The organism is Janthinobacterium sp. PC23-8 (assembly GCF_002250505.1).
Classification (GTDB): Bacteria; Pseudomonadota; Gammaproteobacteria; order Burkholderiales; family Burkholderiaceae_D; genus Janthinobacterium.
Window position 1 is genome coordinate 160667 of record NZ_NJGY01000003.1, and the last position, 15657, is coordinate 176323.

Annotated in this window: 13 protein-coding genes; 10 read left to right on the plus strand and 3 right to left on the minus strand. The window is 63.6% G+C overall.

The annotated features are described in order from the left end of the window. The first annotated feature begins 3 nt into the window (after positions 1-3). From phoR to CD932_RS20235, 8 genes are all read left to right on the plus strand, one after another. Complete coding sequence (gene phoR, locus CD932_RS20200; RefSeq protein ID WP_094444610.1) at positions 4-1317, plus strand: phosphate regulon sensor histidine kinase PhoR; 1314 nt, start codon at positions 4-6, stop codon at positions 1315-1317. 52 nt (positions 1318-1369) lie between these two features. Then, complete coding sequence (senA, locus tag CD932_RS20205; protein WP_254926693.1) at positions 1370-2566, plus strand: selenoneine synthase SenA; 1197 nt, start codon at positions 1370-1372, stop codon at positions 2564-2566. A gap of 39 nt (positions 2567-2605) precedes the next feature. Continuing rightward, positions 2606-4540 carry a UvrD-helicase domain-containing protein gene (locus tag CD932_RS20210; RefSeq protein ID WP_094444611.1) on the plus strand — a complete coding sequence of 645 codons (1935 nt, stop codon included), beginning with the start codon at positions 2606-2608 and terminating at the stop codon, positions 4538-4540. 105 nt (positions 4541-4645) lie between these two features. Next, a complete protein-coding gene (locus CD932_RS20215) occupies positions 4646-5545 on the plus strand; it encodes an NAD-dependent epimerase/dehydratase family protein (RefSeq protein ID WP_094444612.1) in 900 nt (299 codons plus the stop codon). A 394-nt stretch (positions 5546-5939) separates the two neighbouring features. Continuing rightward, a complete protein-coding gene (locus tag CD932_RS20220) occupies positions 5940-6323 on the plus strand; it encodes a DUF5668 domain-containing protein (RefSeq protein ID WP_176461075.1) in 384 nt (127 codons plus the stop codon). Further along, entirely contained in the window at positions 6313-7113 is an 801-nt protein-coding gene (locus tag CD932_RS20225; protein WP_094444614.1) for a DUF5668 domain-containing protein, read from the plus strand. The genes CD932_RS20220 and CD932_RS20225 overlap by 11 nt, the downstream gene beginning before the upstream one ends. 13 nt (positions 7114-7126) lie before the next feature. Then, positions 7127-8203, plus strand: coding sequence for a sensor histidine kinase (locus tag CD932_RS20230; protein WP_094444615.1), 1077 nt, complete (start codon positions 7127-7129; stop codon positions 8201-8203). A gap of 12 nt (positions 8204-8215) precedes the next feature. Beyond that, entirely contained in the window at positions 8216-8944 is a 729-nt protein-coding gene (locus CD932_RS20235; protein ID WP_094445279.1) for a LytTR family DNA-binding domain-containing protein, read from the plus strand. Here the strand turns inward: CD932_RS20235 and CD932_RS20240 are convergent. Together CD932_RS20240 and CD932_RS20245 are read right to left on the minus strand one after the other, a co-directional pair. Next, positions 8925-11222 carry an ATP-dependent DNA helicase gene (locus CD932_RS20240; RefSeq protein ID WP_094445280.1) on the minus strand — a complete coding sequence of 766 codons (2298 nt, stop codon included), beginning with the start codon at positions 11220-11222 and terminating at the stop codon, positions 8925-8927. The two genes, CD932_RS20235 and CD932_RS20240, sit on opposite strands and share 20 nt — an antisense overlap. Continuing rightward, the gene (locus tag CD932_RS20245) at positions 11219-12886 is read right to left on the minus strand and encodes a VRR-NUC domain-containing protein (protein WP_094444616.1); all 1668 of its coding nucleotides are present in this window, start codon (positions 12884-12886) and stop codon (positions 11219-11221) included. The genes CD932_RS20240 and CD932_RS20245 overlap by 4 nt, the downstream gene beginning before the upstream one ends. Before the next feature lie 180 nt (positions 12887-13066). Here CD932_RS20245 and CD932_RS20250 point away from each other — a divergent pair, with 180 nt between their 5' ends. Further along, complete coding sequence (locus CD932_RS20250) at positions 13067-14290, plus strand: MFS transporter (protein WP_094444617.1); 1224 nt, start codon at positions 13067-13069, stop codon at positions 14288-14290. Further along, positions 14287-14928, plus strand: coding sequence for a metalloregulator ArsR/SmtB family transcription factor (locus tag CD932_RS20255; RefSeq protein ID WP_094444618.1), 642 nt, complete (start codon positions 14287-14289; stop codon positions 14926-14928). Before CD932_RS20250 ends, CD932_RS20255 begins: the two co-directional genes overlap by 4 nt. 46 nt (positions 14929-14974) lie before the next feature. Here the strand turns inward: CD932_RS20255 and phaP are convergent, their stop codons facing one another. Continuing rightward, positions 14975-15583 (minus strand): TIGR01841 family phasin, encoded by a 609-nt coding sequence (gene phaP / locus CD932_RS20260; protein ID WP_094444619.1) that lies wholly within the window; start codon positions 15581-15583, stop codon positions 14975-14977. Positions 15584-15657: the final 74 nt, after the last annotated feature.

Here is a 15657-nt window from a genome sequence, read left to right on the forward strand (position 1 = left end):
CTTATGAATCCGAAATTGCTGTTCTGGGTGCCCGCCGCGCTGCGCATGGCGCTGGCGCTGGTGGGTGTGGCCGTGGTGTGGTATCTGTTCGGCGCCACCTATGCGCTGGGCATCGCCTTTGTGCTGATGTCGATGATGGTGTTCGTGCAGTTGTCGTACCTGTTCCAGCTCAGTAACTGGCTGGACAACCCGGAAAGCGCCAGGCTGCCCGACGGCTGGGGCGCCTGGACCAGCATCTTCGCGCGCCTGTACCGCATGCGCCGCGATGACGAGAAGAACCAGAAGGAACTGACCGAATGGCTGGCACGTTTCCGCCAGGCCATGCATCTGCTGCCCGACGGCGTGGTCATCATGGACGACGTGCTGTTCCTCGAATGGTGCAACCCTGCCGCCGAGAAACACCTGGGCCTGACGCAGGAGCGCGACAAGGGCATGCGCGTCACCAACCTGATCCGCAGCCCCGAGTTCATGGATTACATCATCCTGGGCCGCTACGACCAGCCGCTGACGATCACCTTCCGCAACCGCAAGCTGATCGTGCAGATCATCCCGTTTGAAAACCGCCGCCAGATTCTCGTCACGCACGACGTGACGGAAAACGAACGCCTCGAACGCATGCGGCGCGACTTTATCGCCAATGCCTCGCACGAACTGCGCACGCCGCTGACGGTGATCGTGGGCTTCCTGGAAATTGCCACCGAACTGGACCTGGACGCCACCACGCGCGCCGCGCATATCAAGCTGATGACGGAGCAGGGCCACCGCATGCAGCACCTGATCGAGGACATGCTGACCCTGTCGCGCCTGGAATCGGTCGACTATCCGCTGCGGCCGGAACCGGTGGATGTCAAGAAACTGATGCAGCAGGTGGCGCGCGACGCCAAGGCTTTGTCGGGTGGCAAGCATGATATCAAGCTCGATTTCAAGGGCCCTGACGTGCTGGGCAGTTACGACGAGCTTTACAGCGCCTTCGGCAACCTGGCCTCGAACGCCGTGCGCTACACGCCGGCTGGCGGCAGCATCACCCTGCGCTGGCAGGACGGCCCGGCCGGTCCGCAATTTATCGCGCAAGATACCGGCATCGGTATCAGCCGGGAGCATATTTCGCGGCTGACCGAGCGTTTCTACCGCGTCGACAAGAGCCGCTCGCGCGAAACCCAGGGCACGGGCCTGGGCCTGGCCATCGTCAAGCACGTGCTGCTGCGCCACGGCGGCACCCTGGCCATCCAGTCCGACACCGACAAGGGCAGCAGCTTTATCGTCAGCATGCCCAAATCCGTCGTCACGCCCGTGCAAGGCGAGTTGCTGGCCAAGTAAGGCGGCCACACCGCTGCACCGTGCAAGCCGGGAAAGTCGTTACAATCAGTACATGACTTTACCCAATGCTTCCTTTCGCCACGCCAATGCCCAGCAACTGGCGCTCGCCTTGACGGCCGCGCGGCGCCATACCCTGGCGCTGTTCGACTGCTACGCCCAGGCCGGTTACGACCTCGTTTCCCGCGTACCGCAGGTACCTGAAATCACGCCGCCGCTCTGGCAGTTGGGCAATATCGCCTGGTTTGCCGAGTGGTTCATCATGCGCGAAGCGCCTTCCAGCCATCCGGCCGACGCTCTCTACAATGGGCTATTGACCCGCGGCGACGACCTGTTCGACGCCAATCTGGTGGCGCACCGCGCGCGCTGGAATCTCGACTTGCCCGCCACCGGCGCCGTGCGCATGTATGCCCGTGAAGTGCTGGACCGCGTGCTCGACAAGCTGTCGCGCGCCGCCAATCTCGACAGCGCTCTGTATCCGTACCGGCTGGCGCTGGCCCATGAAGACCTGTGTGGGGAAACCATGCTGGCCGGCCTGCAATGGCTGGGTGTGGACCTGCCTGCCGGCTTGCTGGAACGCGGCCCGGTGCCGGCCAGCGGCGGCCAGATCGCGTTTCCGGGCGGCAGCATCGCGCTCGGTTCCAGGCTTGACGCCGGCTTTGCGTTCGACAACGAGTGCCCGCCGCAAGCCTGTTACGTGCCGCCGTTTGCCATCGACAGCGCGCCCGTGAGCAACGCCCAGTTTGCCGACTTCGTGCTCGACGGCGGCTACCAGAACCGCCAGTTCTGGAGCGTGGCCGGCAGCGCCTGGCTGATGCGCCAGGAGCGTTCTTCTCCGCTGTACTGGCAGCGCGACGCCCGCCAGTGGCGCACCCGGCGTTTTGGCCAGCCGGCCATCTTGCCGCCGCACCAAGCCGTGCGCCATGTCAATCTGTACGAGGCGCAAGCCTATTGCGCGTGGATCGGACGCCGCCTGGCGACTGAAGCCGAATGGGAGTATGCTGCCACCTCTGGCCACCCGCTGTTTCAGTGGGGCCAGGTGTGGGAATGGACGGCGACGCCGTTCGAGCCGTATCCGGGCTTCGTGCCTGGCGCATGGCGCGAATATTCGGCGCCATGGTTCATGCACCACCAGGTCTTGCGCGGCGCCTCGTTTGCCACGCCGGCCAGGCTGGTCGCGCCGCAGATGCGCGCCTTCCAGGACCCCGAACGCGTCCATGGTTTTACTGGCCTGCGCACCTGCTCCTGGTAAAGTTTCACCACCACCGGGCACCATCACACAGGATTTCTTTTGAGTATAGATAACACCGCGCAATTTGCGCCCAAGCGCATCACGCCCACCAGCGAGCAGATTGCCATCCAGACGGCGCAGAAAAAAGTCGTGCTGATCGACGCCAACGCGGGCGCCGCGAAAACCACCACGCTGGCGCTGCGCCTGGCCGAAGCGCTGCACCGGGGCCGCCCGCCCGAGCGCATGCTGGCGCTGGTCTTTACGGAGGCGGCGCGCGTGGCCTTGCGCCAGCGCCTGCTGGAAATCGGCGTGCCGCTGGGCGTGGTCAAGCGCTTGAGCATCACCACCTTTGACGCCTTTGCGACCCAGGTGCTGCGCCAGCTCGAAGGCGTGCAGATGGCCTTCCTGCGCAGCGACGAAGAGCTGCGGCCCGTGGCCTGGGAAGCCCTGGCAGTGGTGTCCGAGAAATATGCCCACCGCTATCCGCTGGAAGTCAACACCACCAATGCGGCGATTGCCGAGTTCCTGAAACTGCAGCTGCGCACCAAGGCCAGGCTGGATTTCCAGGCGCCCGACTTCGACAGCAATACGCTGGAAGACAATCTGGAGATGCTGGGCATGTCGCGCACGCATTATCTGTGGCTGCGCGAATACGAAGCCTTGCGCGGCGCCGATACGGGCGAGATCGCGTTCCGCGCGCCGTTTGACGCCACCTACGACCTGGTGCGCATGCTGGGCGACGACGAGCCGCTGCGCCAGCAATTGCCGGCCTACCAGATTATCGTCGCCGATGAATTGCACGACCTGAACGAAGCGTCATTCCGCCTCCTGACCATGCTGATACGGCGTGGCAATGCTTTTTTCTGTGGCGCCGGCGACAAGGACCAGGTGATCTACACCTGGTCGGGCGCCGATCACCGCTTCCTGCGCCAGCGTTTCGAACAGGAGTTCCCGTCCTTGCAGCGCATGCCGCTGACGGCGTCCTACCGCTACGGCACCGAACTGGCCCAGGCCGTGGGGGCATTGAAAAACAAGGCCAGCGTGTCGGCCCTGGCGCGCGCCACGCCGGTCGAGGTGCTGTACTACGACCACACCCAGCCGCAAGCGTGCAGCGCCCAGCTGATCGCCGCGCTCGAGCATGCGCAGGCGGGCACCACGGCGATTTTGCTGCGCGACCGCGACCAGGCGATTCGCGTGGAAACGGCACTGTTCCAGAGCGGCATCGCCTACGGCCTGGTCGACATGAACAGCTATCTGCTGAACCAGGAAGTGCTGATGCTGCGCGGCATGGTCGCGATGGCCCGCAAGGACTTGCACGCGATCACGAGCGGCCCGCGCCGCGGCGAGATCCTCGAGGCCCTGGTGGCCTTCGCGGAAATCCCTTTTACGCGCGCCCAATTGCAGCAAGCCAGGACCGATGTCGCCAACTACCCGGAATTGCTGGAAGGTTTTTTGAGCAACCAGCTGGGCAAGTCGACCAACCAGGACAAGGCGGCCTTGACCCTGGCCGCCGTCGAGTATCTGCGTGATTTGCCGCCGGACGCGCCGGCCGGCCCTGCCTTGCAGCATGTCTTTGCCATGCTGCAGCTGGAACAGACGGCGCGCCGCATCTATGTCGACCCGGCCCAGGCGAGGGTGGTGGCGCGCTCCCTGCACGGTTTTATCGCCGTCTGCACGGAGGCCGGTGTGGCCGTGGACGGCTTTGCCGGCTGGCTCGGCGAGATGGAAGAGGCCGTGACGGTGTCAACCGGCAAGGCCAAACTGGTCATCGCCTGTATCGACCAGATCAAGGGCCTGGAATACAACCATGTGATCCTGCCTTATCTGGCGGTCGACGAATTCCCACGCAGCAAGTCCGATCCGCTGGAAGAGGAAAACCGTTTTTATGTGGCCGCCACCCGCGCGCGTGACCGCCTGACGATCCTGACGCCGCAAGACCTGGCCTATCAAAGCCGCTATATCGCCGTGCTGCCGCCAGCGACGCGCAAACGCTGATTGTTGCTGTGCCTGCATAAATCCTTTGCCGCGCCAGGGCTGTTTGTGTCATGGACTGCGGCGCATACTGCTTGGCTCTGATTGACAGCAAACAAGGAGCAAACCATGAAAGTATTTCTGACAGGTGCAGCGGGTTTTATCGGCAGTTCCATCGCCCAAGGACTGGTTGCCGCCGGCCACCAGGTGATAGGCCTGGTGCGCAAGCCGGAACAAATAGCCGAACTGGCCGGCATCGGCGTGCAGGGCGTGGTCGGTACCCTGGACGACCGCGAACTGATCATCGAGCAGGCGAGGGCGGCCGACGCCGTCATCAATGCGGCCAGCAGCGACCATCGCGGCGCGGTGGAAGCGATCATCGAGGCGCTGGCCGGCAGCAACAAGCCTTATCTGCACACCAGCGGCTCGTCCATCGTCGGTGATGCGTCCGGCGGCGAGGGCAGCGAACATATTTACCACGAAGGCAACTTGCCGCAGCCGACCGCCGACAAGGCTGCCCGCGTCGCCATCGACGACCTGGTATTGGCCAGCGCCAGCGCCGGCGTGCGCGCCAGCGTGCTGTGCAATACCCTGATCTATGGCCACGGCGCCTTGCCGCGCGACAGCGTGCAACTGCCGCGCCTGCTCAAGCAGGCACGCAAGAGCGGCATCGTGCGCCATGTGGGGCCGGGCCGCAACATCTGGTCGAACGTGCATATCGACGATGTGGTGGCGCTGTATCTGCTGGCGCTGGAAAACTCGCCCCCTGGTACCTTTTACTTTGTCGAGTCTGGCGAAGCGGCGTTCCGCGACATGACGGCGGCCATGGCCGAAGCATTGAAACTGGGTCCGGCGCAGGACTGGCCGCTGCCGGAGGCGATTGCCGAGTGGGGCTACGAGATGGCCTCGTATGGCCTCGGTTCCAATAGCCGCGTGCGTGGCGAACGGGCCCGCGCCCTGGGCTGGAAGCCGGCGGGACCGAGCGTGCTGGACTGGATCGCCGACGATATGCTCAAGCCACCTTATTGATACAGATCAGAAAGCGGGCGCTATGTGCGCTGGCGAACGGTGCGCGGCGCTGATTACGGTTATGATGGCAACGCTTCGGTTGAGGCGCACTGCCGTGAAGTTGGCGGCATGTTCGATCTACCAGCAGGTCAGCCGGTCGCCTCAAGGATCGGCACCAGTTTCCAGCACGTCGATGGTGGCGACAAGTGGCATTGCGAGTATCACTTTCTGCGGCGTTCGTTTTGAATTTGTTGTGATAATGACCCCTTCAGGGCCGGCTCAGCCGGCCTTTTTTTGTGCTTCCTTTCCGTCCTTTCCGCCATTCACCGATTCCCTTCCGCCATTGGCCGAACCGGCATTTCCTTTTCCCGCGCCACCGCGTATCTTTACGATCAACCAACAACCCGGGGGTCTCGTGAAACATGAACAAGCTTATTGGCGCCGCACCCAGCTGCTGTGGGGCGTGCTGCTCATTGTCGTCGGCGCCGTCTTCCTGCTCGACCGGCTGGACATCATCTACCTGCGCCACTATCGCCAGCTATGGCATTATTGGCCCGTGATCATGGTGCTGTTCGGCATCAACAAACTGGTGGCGCCGGTCTCGGCCAAACAGGTTCTGAGCGGCCTGTGGCTGATCTTTTTTGCCGCCTGGTGGTATGTGTCTTACGAGGAACTGTGGAACCTCAGTTTCTACAACAGCTGGCCCGCCTTGCTGATCGCCTGGGGCCTGGGGCTGGTGCTGGAACCCTTGCTGAACAAACACTTCATGGCCTACCGGGAGTCCGAGCATGAAAAATAAACCATTGCCCGATTCGCCCTCGCAGATCATCCTCGGCGTGCTGGTGATTGGCCTGGGACTGGTGTTCCTGCTCGATAACCTCGGCTTGATCAGCGTGCGCTATACCTTCCGTTTCTGGCCCACCATCCTGATCATCTTCGGCTTGCTGAAAATTGCGCAAAGCCGTACCCGTTCCGGCTATGTGCTCGGCGGCTTGCTGGTCTTGCTGGGCGCGACCTGGACCTTCCGCGCCATGGGCCTGTTCTATATCAGCTGGAACATGCTGTGGCCGCTAGTGATTATCGGCATCGGTATTGCCGTGGTGACCAAGTCGCTGCCCGGCGCCCGGCAACGCCAGCGCCGCCAGCGCTTTTCTGCACGACAGGAAGGCGCTGCACAACCTGACTCGTTTGGCCAGGCCCGCCATGGCGCCGTGTCGCTGGACAAGGCGGCAGCGCCCGATGCCAACGGGCAGGTGGACGATGACAGCATCATTGAAGTGTCGGCCATTCTCGGCGGCTTCGTGCGGCGCGTGTCGTCGCAGCGTTTTCGCGGCGGCGACATCAATGTGATCATGGCCGGCTGCGAGATCGACCTGCGCCAGGCTTCGATCGAAGGCGAAGCCGTGTTGAATGTCTTCGCCCTGTGCGGCGGCATCACCATCAAGGTGCCGCCCGACTGGAGCGTGATCCTGCAAGGCACGCCCATCCTGGGCGGCTTCGAAGAAAAGACCATCGTGCCGCCGCACCAGCTCAAGCGCCTGTATGTGATCGGCTACGCCGTGATGGGTGGCCTGGAAGTGCGCAACTAGGCCCGCCGCCAGGATGAGCGCAGCTTTGTCGAGACGGCGCGCCGCCGTGGTGGCGGCTCTGGTGTGCCTGGCGCTGGGGCTGGCGCTGGCCTTCGTGCTGTCGCGCTCGGCGCCCGTGCCGTGGATCAATGCCGCGTTGCTGGTGGTGCCGGCAACCCTGGTGTACGCCATCGGTACGGGCTTTTCCACCTTTTACCTGTGCCGCGCCTATCCGCTCAACGGCCGCCACCCTGTCGCGATTCTCGGCGTGATGCTGGTGGCGGCCCTGTTTGCGGGCTTGCTATGGGCGACCCTGCTGCAATTCATGAATAGCCTCAGCCTGCTGCCGGAAGTGCCGTGGCTGGGCGTGCCTTTGGGGCAGGGCTCGCTGCTGCTGTTTTTTGGCCTGGGCGTCCTGCTGTACTGCCTGGCCGGCGCCGTGCATTATCTGCTGCTCGAATTCGTGCGCGCCAGGATGGCCGAGCAGCGCGGGCTGGAAGCGCGGCTGATGGCGCAGCAAGCCCAGCTGCGTATGTTGCGCACCCAGATCGATCCGCATTTTTTGTTCAACAGCCTGAACTCCATCAGCGCGCTGACGTCCATCAATCCGGCGGGCGCGCGCACCATGACGGTGGAGCTGGCCAGTTTCTTCCGCCAAAGCCTGAGCCTGGAAGCGCACAAGCACATTACCGTGGTGCAGGAACTGGTGCTGATCCGCCATTTCCTGGCGATCGAGCAGGTGCGCTTCGGCGAACGCCTGCGGGTGGCATTTGCCATCGACGAGGCGGCGCTGGCTTGTCTGTTGCCGCCGATGCTGATACAGCCACTGGTGGAAAACGCCGTCAAGCATGGCATCTGCGGCCTGACCGACGGCGGCGTGATCGAGGTGGACGTGCAGCGTGTGGGCAGCCTGCTGCGCATACGGGTCGGCAACCCGGTCGAGCAGGAGGCGCTGTCGCCGCGCGGCAATGGCGTCGGCCTCGACAATGTACGCCAGCGCCTGCTGGGCGCCTATGGCCATGAAGCGAGCGTGCACTGGGCGCGCCAGGGCGATGGTTTTGAGGTAAACATAGCGATGCCGGCACAGACCGGTTCCACGGAGGAAGAATAAATGCAAGGCAAGATGCGGGTGGCCATCGTCGACGATGAAATGCTGGCGCGGGCCGTATTGCGCGAATACCTGTCGCGCCACGACGATGTCGAGATCGTGGCCGAATGCGCCAACGGCTTCGAGGCCGTCAAGGCCATCGCCGAGCTCGAGCCGGAACTGGTGTTTCTCGACATACAGATGCCCAGGCTCGATGGTTTTGAAGTGGCCGAACTGATCGGCGCGAAAACCCGCTGGATTTTTGTCACGGCCTATGACCAGTACGCATTGAAGGCCTTCGACTGCCATGCGCTCGATTATTTGTTGAAACCCTACAGCGAGCAGCGCTTCGCGCAGGCGCTGGCCCATGCGCGCGCCCACCGTGCGCCGGCTGCGGGCCTGCAAACCGTGGTGCGGGAAGCGGCCACGCGTGTCGCGCCCCTGTCGCGCGTGTTGATACGCGACGGCGCTACAGTGCATGTGATCGCGGCGGCCAGCATCGCCTATATCGAGGCGCAGGACGATTACGTCAGCATTTGCGCCGACGGCAGGCGCTGGCTGAAAAGCCAGCGCCTGAGCGAACTCGAAGCCCAGCTCGACCCGCAGAAATTCCTGCGCGTGCACCGATCCTACCTGCTCAATATCGACGGCATCAGCCGCATCGAGCCGGCCACCAGGGACAGCCATGTGGCCATCCTCAATGAGGGCACGCGCATTCCGGTGAGCAAATCAGGCTATCAAAAGCTCAGGCTGCTGGTCGGCTGAACTGGTCGGCCTTGTCCGTCAGTTGCACGTCCCACCAGGTGGGCAGGAGCTGCCGCACTTCCGGCCGGGCAAAGCGGTCGTCGATCAGGTAGACCACGCCCTTGTCGGTCTGTGTGCGGATCACGCGGCCGGCCGCCTGCACCACCTTTTGCATGCCCGGATATAAATACGTGTAGTCGTAGCCGGCGCCGAAGATGTCGCCCATGCGCTGGCGTATCTGTTCATTGACCGGGTTGATCTGCGGCAGGCCCAGGGTGGCGATAAACGCGCCGATCAGGCGCGCACCGGGCAAGTCGATACCTTCGCCAAAGGCGCCGCCCAGCACGGCAAAGCCGATGCCGCGCGTCTCCAGGCCGAAGCGTCCCAAAAATTGCGTGCGCGCCGTGTCGTCCATGCGGCGCGGCTGCTGCCAGATCGGCACGTCCGGAAAATGCTGGGAAAACAGGGTGGCCGTCTTTTCCATATAGTCAAAGCTGCTGAAAAACGCCAGGTAGTTGCCGGGTGCTTCGGCATACTGTTTCGCCATCAGTTCCACGATGGGCAGCAGCGAGGCGGCGCGATGCTGGTAGCGCGTGGAAATATTGTCGGCCACGCGCACGGCCAGCTGTTCGGCCAGGAAGGGCGACTCGACGTCGACCCAGGCAGTACCTGCCGGCATGCCCAAGGTATCGTTGTAGTAATTCCAGGGGCTGAGCGTGGCGGAAAACAGGGCCGTGCTGTGGCTGGCCTCGAAACGCGGTTTCAGGAAAGGGGCCGGCACGATATTGCGGATGCAGATGGTCGAGCCCGTCGCCGTCTTGCTCACATCGAACAGCGAATGCTCGCCAAAGCTTTCGGCCAGGCGATTGATCAGGAGCACGTCGAAATAAAAGCGCTGCAAGTCGCCGTCCAGCGAGGCCGCGTGCTCGGCCATGTAGTCGCCGATGGCGGTGGCCACGCCTTGCAGGGCGCCAAAGAGTTTTTCTGGCAGGGCCGCATGCACGAGGTAGTCGTCGCTTTGTTCCTTGAGCAGGGCGTTCCACTGGCGATTGAGCCGGTCCAGCGGCTTTTTCAGGGACTCGGGCGCGAACTTGCGCAGTCCCTTGAGCGCGATATGTTCGAGCTCGGCCGTGTACATGCCACGCGCGCGCGACACCATATTGTGCGCTTCGTCGACCAGCACATTGACCTTCCAGTCATGGGCCAGGGTCATGCCGTACAGCATGGCGCTGAGGTCGAAATAATAGTTGTAGTCGCCGATCACCACATCGCTCCAGCGCGCCAGCTCCATGCCCAGGTAGTAGGGACACACGCCCTGCTGCAGGGCGACGGCGCGTACGGCTTCCTTGTCGAGTATCAGGCCGCAGGCCAGCGCCACGTCGCGCGCCAGCGGCAGCCGGTCGTAGAAGCCGCGCGCCAGCGGGCACGCGTCGCCATGACAGGCCTTGTCGGGATGCTCGCAGGCGCTGCTTTTCGCGCTCAGTTCCAGCACCCGCAGCGGCAGCAGAGGCGCGCTGTTTTTCAGGATGGCGCAAGCGTCGAGCGCCATCTGCCGGCCCGGCACCTTGGCGGCGAGGAAGAACAATTTGTCGAGGCCATGCGCGGCGGTTGCCTTGAGCATGGGAAACAGACTGCCCACCGTCTTGCCGATGCCGGTCGGCGCCTGCGCCAGCAGGCAGCAGCCGCGGTTGCTGGCCTTGTACATCGCTTCGGCCAGCTGGCGCTGGCCCGGACGAAAGCCGGCGTGGGGAAACGCCATCGCCGCCAGTTGCCGGTCGCGGCTGTCGCGGTGGGCCAGCTCCTGTTGCGCCCAGTCGATAAACAAGGTGCAGTGCTGTTCAAAAAAGAGGCGCAGCGCGTCCGCCGTGCACTCTTCGTGCATCACCGTTTCTTTCTGGCTGGCGATATCGAAATACACGAGGGCCACGCGCAGCATGGGCAAGTTCAGCTGCTGGCACAGCAAATGGCCATAGATGCGCGCCTGCGCCCAGTGCAGCTGGCGGTGGTTGGCCGGCATGAGTGACAGATCGCCACGGTAGGTCTTGATTTCTTCCAGTTGGCGGCGGGCCGGATCGTAGCCGTCGGCGCGCCCGCGCACATGCAGCGGTCCGAAGTCGCCGCACAGGCTGATTTCGCGCTGGTAATCGTCGTCGCGCCGGCCGGTGACGGTGGTATGGCCGGCAATGCCCTCCTGCGCCGTGGGCGAAGGCGTAAAGCGCAGGTCGAGGTCGCCCACCTTGGCCGTAAATTCGCACAGTGCGCGCACGGCAACGGTATATTGTTTCGTTTCTGGCGTCATGCCGCCACCGCCTGCGACCATTGCAGATAGCACACGGACACCGGCATGGCGTGCTCGGCGCAATAGGCGATCCAGCGCTGCTGGTTGTCCTGCAGGCGGTCGCCCGGGCCTTTTACTTCGATCATGCGGTAGCGCTGTTCGGCCGGCCAGAACTGGATCAGGTCGGGAAAGCCCGTGCGGTTGGTTTTTATGTCGAGCAAGATGCGTTCAAACGCCTTTTTCAAATGCCGGGACGGGATGCAGGCCAGCGCCAGTTCCAGCAGTTCGCGGTCAAGCGCCGGCCAGCTGACAAACGGCGACACGATGCCGGCCTTGGCTGCATAGGTGGCGCGCATGGTGGCGCGGTAGTCGCCATTGTCGAGCTGCGCCAACGATGCCGCAAAGTCGTCCAGGCGGCGCGCATGGAAGTCGGCGCTGTGCAGGTCGGCCGGGCCACGGTGGAACGGGTGGAAAAATGCACCAGGTATCGCCTTGAAAATTGCCTGCCAGCACAACAGGCCAAACAGGGAATTGATCAGGGTGTTTTCCACGTAGTAGACCGGCGCGTCTTGCTGTGTCAAGTGCTGTTGCACCACGCCTTCCACATGGCAGGCTAGCGGCGGCAACGGCAGCAGCAGATCGATGCGCTCGACCGGCGCGGCCGGCGTGGTGGCCTGTCTGGCATGGCCGAGTTTGCGCCGCAAGCGGGGCGCCATGCGCAGCAGCAACTGGCGCTCGGCCTCGCTTTCCGGCGCCTGCAGGGCGATTTCCAGGCGCTCGTAGGCGGCGCCCGGCTGTGCATCTTTTTCCAGCACACGGATGGCCCGCGCGCGCGCGCCCGGATAGCGGCAGTCGGCATAGGCGCGGCAGGCGGCGGGCCAGTCCTGCGATTTTTCCAGCTGCTGGGCGATCTGGAACTGCAGTTTGTCGCGGCGGCTGGCCAGCCAGGCGTTATCGGTCACGGGCGAGAGCGCAGCGAGCTCCTGCAGCACTTCGCTTGGGGAGGCAGGCGCCAGCGCATCGTTGAAGCGCTCGCGGCACTGATGCAGCACTTCATAGTGGGCAATATCCTGGCGCGTGCGAAAGCCGCGCGAGGCCAGCGAAAACTCGACCTTTTCATATTGATGCACGCCCAGGTCGGACAGCACGAATTCCGACCAGTCCTGGTGGTAATTACCAAAGTAAATCAGGCGCAGCCGGTCGCACAGGGGCTGGTTGCAGATGCTGTAGAGCACATCGTCCGAGGCCGGATACCAGGCGGAAAACGGCTGCTCTTGAGCATGCAGTTCGCGCAACGCTGCCAATTGCTCCGCCTTGCGCGCCGTTTTCAAGGGGCCGGCCAGCGCGAACACTTGTTGCAGCTCGGGCTTCAACAGCAGCTCGAACAGGGTGGCGATGTCGATGGCAGGATCGAGCACCACCCAGCCCGTGGCCAGCAGGGGCAGGGCGGCGATGCGCGTATCGCCGATCTCGCGGTAGTTGAGTTTGCTTGCGCGAAACAGACAACCCTTGCGCATCACCAGGCGCACGAACAGCGCGCGCGACGCTTGCGGCAGTTGCGCGAACTGCGCGATGAACTGCGTCTCTTCGCTGCTCAGCAAGTCGGCATAGCGCTCGCTGATCCAGTTCAGCACGCCCTGGAAGTTCTCCAGATAGTACAAGGGATTTTCCAGGACTCTCAGCATAGGGGGCAGGTGGCTCTTTGATGTTACTTGGATATGGTTTTACTGTGTTTATATACAGTTTAAACCCTGGCGACCGGCTTGCACAGCGATTTTCCCGCAGCATGGGGCTGACGTTGCGCCGGCAGGCATAAATAATCAATTTTGTTTACTTATTGCAAGCCGCCACGTATAGTCTCGCGTATGAAAAATGCTATCCTGATCACCGCCGCCTGCCTGCTGGCCCTGCTGTCCACCATCGGCGCTTCCTTGCCTTATCCCATCTTGCCGCCGCTGTTTGCCGCCGAAGCGCCGAATGCTTTCAATCACTACATGGGATTACCGTCAAAACTGCTGTTCGGCCTGGCGCTGACCATCAATCCGCTGGGCCTGCTGATCGGCTCGGCCTTGCTGGGACCGCTGTCGGACCGCTATGGCCGGCGTCCCTTGCTGATGCGCACTGCTGTTGGCGCCGCCATCGGCCATGCGATCACGGCCTGGGCGCTGCTGATCCAGTCCTACCCGCTGTTTATCGTCGCGCGCTTTATCACCGGCCTGCTCGAAGGCAATGGCGCCATCGCGCGCGCCATGCTGGCCGACCAGTTGCAAGGGCCGCTGCGCCTGCGCGCCATGTCCTGGCTGAACGGCGCCTTTTACCTGGGCTGGCTGGTCGGCCCCATCCTCGCCGGCGCCACTTTGGCGTGGGGGGTGACGGTGCCGTTCCAGATCGCGGCCGGCGCGCTGATGCTGGTGGCCGTGCTGGTGGCGGTGGGCTTGCCGCGCGAAACGCCTTCACTGCTGACCACCTCGTGGTGGCAGGTGGCGCGCGACCGCCATTCGCTCAATCTGCTGCGCCACCAGGAGTTGCGCACCTTGTTCATCGTGCAACTGGCATTGACCTGCGGCGTAGCCAGCTTTTACGAGTTTTATCCGCTGTGGCTGGTCGAAACGGCGCACTACCATGCGCAGGAGATCGCCTGGGTGAATGTGGGCCTGTGCGGCACCATGACGATGACCTCGCTGCTGGCGGGCGGCCCCAGCCGCCATGCGCCGCTGCTGCGCGCCGGCTGGTATGCCAGCGCCGTGGCGCTGGCCATTTTAATACTGGCGGTGGGCAATATCTGGGTCGGCATCGCCGCCATCGTGCTGTTCGGCATCCCCAACGCGCTGTACAACACGGTAATACAGGGCTGGTGCGCCGAGCGTTTCAGCGCGCACGGGCAGGGCGCCGTGATGGGCTTGCTGTCGACCACGTTTTGTATTGCCAATATCGTCGTCGCGCTGGGCGGCTCGCTGCTGATCCTGGTCGACACGCGGCTGGTGCTGGTGGCGGGCGCCTTGTGCGCGGCCTGGTCGGCCTGGCGCATGCATGGCTGGCGCCGCCACCTGAACGCCACCGATGCGCCGGACCTGAAGGCGGCCGCATGAGCGCCGCCGTAGCCACCTCGGAGCGTACGCTGTTCCTGCTGAAGATGCGCGGCCCGCAAACGGCGCAGCAACTGGCGGCCTTGCTCGATGTGACCTCGATGGGGGCGCGGCGCCAGCTCGAAGCGGCGCATGGCAAGGGCCTGGTCGCCTTCGAGGACCTGGCCGACAAGGTCGGGCGCCCGGCGCGGCGCTGGGCGCTGACGGACGCCGGCCATGCGCGCTTTCCCGACCGCCACGCCGACCTGACGCTGGAATTGATCGCCCAGGTGCGCCAGCTGTTCGGTGACGAGGGCATGGACAAATTGATCGCTGCGCGCGAAGCGGGCAGTGTGGCGGCCTACCGCGCGCGCATCGATCTGGGGGCGCGATTGGCCGAAAGAGTGGCCAGCCTGGCCCGCGCGCGTGATGGCGAAGGCTATATGGCCGATAGCGAACCGCAGCCGGACGGCAGCGTGCTGCTGCTGGAAAACCATTGCCCGATCTGCGCGGCGGCGACCTCCTGCCAGAAGTTTTGCCGTTCGGAACTGGCGATATTCCAGCGCGTGCTGGGCGACGATTGTACGGTGGAGCGCAGCGAGTATCTGCTGGAGGGGGGCAGACGGTGTGTGTATCGGATAACCCCGGTAAGGGCGACGTAGGTCGGATTAGCGCTTGCGCGCAATCCGACAACACCACGGTCTACGCCTATTTCTTTGCTGCCTTGGCCGCTTTCGGCATCACTTTTTCAGCCGCTTCCTGTACCCCCGCCGTCGCCTTGTCCGACGCCTGCGCGACCTGCGCCGAGGCCTTGGCGATTTGTTCTTCCACCGTTTTCACGGCCTGTTGGGTGGCCTTGGTGACTTGCTCGTAGCCGAGGAAGGCGTTGTCGATGGCGGCCTTGACGATGGCGACGGCGTTTTCCGAGCCTGGCGGCACGTTTTTCGTCACGTCGTAAATCAGCGCGCTCAAGTTGCTTTTCGCTTCCGCCACATGGGCTTCGGCGGCGCTGGTGAATTCGGTGTGAATGTCCTTGATGATGGCATCGAGCTGCTGCTTGTAGGCCTTGGCGCCGGCCACGCCCGGCTGCAGCTGGGCGGCGGCGGCGGCCATCGCCGCTTTCGGGTCCTTGGCCTGGCTTATTTCCTTGCCGGCTGCGAGGCCCTCTTCCATGCCGGATTTGGCGGTGGCCATGTTCAATGCCAGCACTTGCTCCACGCCCTGCACCGCCTTGGTGGTGAGGGTGTTGAAGGTCATCAGCTGGAATTCAAACAGGGCCTTGGTGGCCGATGCGAATTGTTCGGGATTCGTAAACATGTGCTCTCCTCGGTGAAATAGACAGGACTGCCTTATCTTTCCATGCGCTTTCCATGCGTGCCATCGCTTGTTGC

What these genes read in the sequence shown, in the direction of transcription:
- phoR (WP_094444610.1), top strand. Translation starts at nt 4, where the DNA reads ATGAATCCGAAATTGCTGTTCTGGGTGCCCGCCGCGCTGCGCATGGCG.
- senA (WP_254926693.1), top strand. Translation starts at nt 1,370, where the DNA reads ATGACTTTACCCAATGCTTCCTTTCGCCACGCCAATGCCCAGCAACTG.
- CD932_RS20215 (WP_094444612.1), top strand. Translation starts at nt 4,646, where the DNA reads ATGAAAGTATTTCTGACAGGTGCAGCGGGTTTTATCGGCAGTTCCATC.
- CD932_RS20225 (WP_094444614.1), top strand. Translation starts at nt 6,313, where the DNA reads ATGAAAAATAAACCATTGCCCGATTCGCCCTCGCAGATCATCCTCGGC.
- CD932_RS20230 (WP_094444615.1), top strand. Translation starts at nt 7,127, where the DNA reads ATGAGCGCAGCTTTGTCGAGACGGCGCGCCGCCGTGGTGGCGGCTCTG.
- CD932_RS20235 (WP_094445279.1), top strand. Translation starts at nt 8,216, where the DNA reads ATGCGGGTGGCCATCGTCGACGATGAAATGCTGGCGCGGGCCGTATTG.
- CD932_RS20240 (WP_094445280.1), bottom strand. Translation starts at nt 11,222, where the DNA reads ATGACGCCAGAAACGAAACAATATACCGTTGCCGTGCGCGCACTGTGC.
- CD932_RS20245 (WP_094444616.1), bottom strand. Translation starts at nt 12,886, where the DNA reads ATGCTGAGAGTCCTGGAAAATCCCTTGTACTATCTGGAGAACTTCCAG.
- CD932_RS20250 (WP_094444617.1), top strand. Translation starts at nt 13,067, where the DNA reads ATGAAAAATGCTATCCTGATCACCGCCGCCTGCCTGCTGGCCCTGCTG.
- CD932_RS20255 (WP_094444618.1), top strand. Translation starts at nt 14,287, where the DNA reads ATGAGCGCCGCCGTAGCCACCTCGGAGCGTACGCTGTTCCTGCTGAAG.
- phaP (WP_094444619.1), bottom strand. Translation starts at nt 15,583, where the DNA reads ATGTTTACGAATCCCGAACAATTCGCATCGGCCACCAAGGCCCTGTTT.